Source organism: Corynebacterium evansiae, assembly GCF_027570065.1.
In the GTDB taxonomy this organism is placed as follows: domain Bacteria; phylum Actinomycetota; class Actinomycetes; order Mycobacteriales; family Mycobacteriaceae; genus Corynebacterium; species Corynebacterium evansiae.
Map to the genome: position 1 here is coordinate 1 of NZ_JAKMUT010000018.1, position 2475 is coordinate 2475.

The 2475-nt window shown below is 55.9% G+C and carries 3 protein-coding genes; 1 reads left to right on the forward strand and 2 read right to left on the reverse strand.

Going from position 1 to position 2475, the window contains the following annotated elements:
- The first annotated feature begins 119 nt into the window (after window positions 1-119).
- On the forward strand, window positions 120-818 hold the full coding sequence (locus L8V00_RS09935) for an Abi family protein (RefSeq protein WP_034966322.1): 699 nt from the start codon (window positions 120-122) through the stop codon (window positions 816-818).
- 232 nt (window positions 819-1050) lie between these two features.
- Here L8V00_RS09935 and L8V00_RS09940 read toward each other — a convergent pair whose 3' ends face one another.
- Both L8V00_RS09940 and L8V00_RS09945 read right to left on the reverse strand, forming a co-directional pair.
- Entirely contained in the window at window positions 1051-2286 is a 1236-nt protein-coding gene (locus L8V00_RS09940; RefSeq protein ID WP_306497236.1) for an RNA-guided endonuclease InsQ/TnpB family protein, read from the reverse strand.
- Window positions 2287-2294: 8 nt separating this feature from the next.
- The coding region (locus L8V00_RS09945) for a hypothetical protein (RefSeq protein WP_269944927.1) at window positions 2295-2475 on the reverse strand (181 nt) is incomplete at its 5' end.

Here is a 2475-nt window from a genome sequence, read left to right on the forward strand (position 1 = left end):
GCATTGGCCTGCCGTTATGCGCCCGAGCCTCCCCCAAAAAATCAGTAACCCCGGTGATATGCATCTAAAACGCAGGGATCGCTCCGGGGCTTTCATAGAAAATCGTAACATTTGTCCCCATGAATTCCAACGAAAATCTGACGATCAATCTTGACAAGTGGTTCTCACCTGCGCGGATGAGCACCTATGCCCACCACCCAGATCCTGAATCCCTCTACCTCTGGAACACGCGCGTCACCAAGGCCTTCCTGGAGGACCTCCAACATGTCGAGGTGCTGCTACGAAACTGCGTAGACGCCGCCGTCGCTCCGCGCTACGGACCCAGGTGGTACACCCACCCGGCCATCCCCTTCGAAAAACCGGCCGAGAGAGCCATTAAAAAAGCAGAACGCCGTGCCTGCACACGAAGAGAGCAAGCCCCACCGCCGGGGCGGGTTATCGCTGAACTCAGCTTCGATTTCTGGGCCTACCTGTTCACCAAAACCTACGCCTCTACTCTCTGGCCGCTGGTTCGTAAAGATTTGGTCGGCACACAGGCACCTGCCACTGGCGGAAGCAAGCCTGATGTCCTTGTTCCCAGCCTTGACGAGTTCAGAAGTGAAGTTGGTGTGGTCTACAACCTGCGTAACCGGTGCGCCCATCATGAGCCGATTATCAAAAAGGACCTGCAGGACGAAAACGATAACCTCGATCGAGCGCAGCAGGCTATAGAGAAGCTGTCTACCTGGATTGATCCCTCTGCGGCGGAGTGGATAGTCGCTAACTCCAGACTTCCCGAAGTGCGGGACGACAGACCGTCGCCCAAGGTATGGGGGTAACTATCGCGGGTGATGAGGCTGTGCTCGTAGGTTAGCGTCGGAAACCTTGCCCGGGTCTGCCAGGACAGACCATGGGCAGAGCACATCACCGCAGCCAAGAACGTGCAGGGGTTGGTATAGGATTCTCGACTCGTTGGCCCCATCTTGTGGGGCTGTAGCGACCGCGAGGGTGGGGTCCCAGCTCGGGGTTAAGAGGGGAAGAAGCCCCGTTGCCGCTACGTTTTGGGTCTGGTTAGTCGTGGCTGGGTTTGGGTGACTTAGTGTCTTTCAGGTGTTTCCTTTCGGCCTCAGCTGCGATGTTCAATGCGGCGTTGTGGTCCCGGTCGAGTGATAGGCCGCATTCTAGACATGTGAATTGACGGTTACTCAGGGAAAGATTCTCGTTTTTCCAACCACACCTCGAGCAGGTTTTGGAGGATGGGTAAAACCGGTCGATGACCTCTAGAGCAGCGCCGGTGCGCTTGGTTTTGTACTCCAGCTGGCGACGAAACTCGCCAGGGATCCCCTCAAGCATTCGGCGGTTGAGGGATGATTTCGCCCTCACGTTTGTTCCCGGTGCGTCTACGGTTCCCCTGGCTGAACGAGTCATGCCTTTAACATTGAGGTCTTCGATGCCGATCAGGGCATAGTTGCGGGCCAGTTCGGCGGTGATCTGATGAACAAACCCATCGCGCTGCAACTTCAGCTCGTGGTCGACGCGTTTGATCGTGGCGATGAGCTTTCGACGGCGGTTGGATCCCTTTTGGCTCCGGGCCAGCTTTTTACGTAGGTTTTTCGATCGTTTGATGTTGCGCTGGAGCAGTGGTGGAAGCTGGATGACTGTGGAGCCATCCGAGAGCGATAGGTAGTTGTGGATGCCGATATCGATGCCCAGGGTGTCTGCTTGTTTTTGCCGTCGGGTTAGCGATGGTTGGCGTTGAGCTGACTTAACCATCACAGCGACGTACCAGTAGCCGCCTTTTTGGGAGATCGTAAAATTGCTGATTTTGGCGTCAGGGTGGTTCTGCAGAGCTTTGACCAACCGTCTGGTGGAGCCATGGACGCGTACGCGCAATATCCGGTCTTTTTTATCCGGCTTGGAGGCATGCGAGAAAAGATTGGCCAGGTATAGATGCTTGTACCCGGTGATCTGGGGCTGCCCTCGGGGTGGAGGGCAGCCTTTTGGCCCCATTCTGCTGTCTGGGTGAATGGTGACTGATTTCCGAGATCGGTGGGTCTTGCGCTGGGGTTTTCCCATAGCCCGGCCTTTTCTTCGACCAGTTTTACTGGCGTAGTAGTTTTTCATGGCCTCGGCTGCGTTTTTGATTCCACTGACGGGGCAGCGACGGTTGACGAGATGGAGAAAGGGGCGGGCGCCCTTGGTATCGGGACTCCAGACAGCATCAAGCCGTTCTTGGTGTTGAGGTGACCATCGTTTCCCGTGGTCTCGTTGCCACAGCAGTTTTGCTGCCTCCCGGTGACGCCGGATTTCGGGAGTTAAAACATCTGTCTCAAATGAAAAACGGTGCGGTTTTTTAGTGCTGGGTTGGTTTCGGCCTCTTTTTTGATCAGCTTGTTCACGCTGCTGGCGTTCACGCCGGCAGCCAGGAGCTGATCTTTTCTTGCCCGGTAGTTTTCGTCGTACTTCTGCCAGGCTTCGGTGAATGCGTTGAACCCC

What these genes read in the sequence shown, in the direction of transcription:
- L8V00_RS09935 (WP_034966322.1), top strand. Translation starts at nt 120, where the DNA reads ATGAATTCCAACGAAAATCTGACGATCAATCTTGACAAGTGGTTCTCA.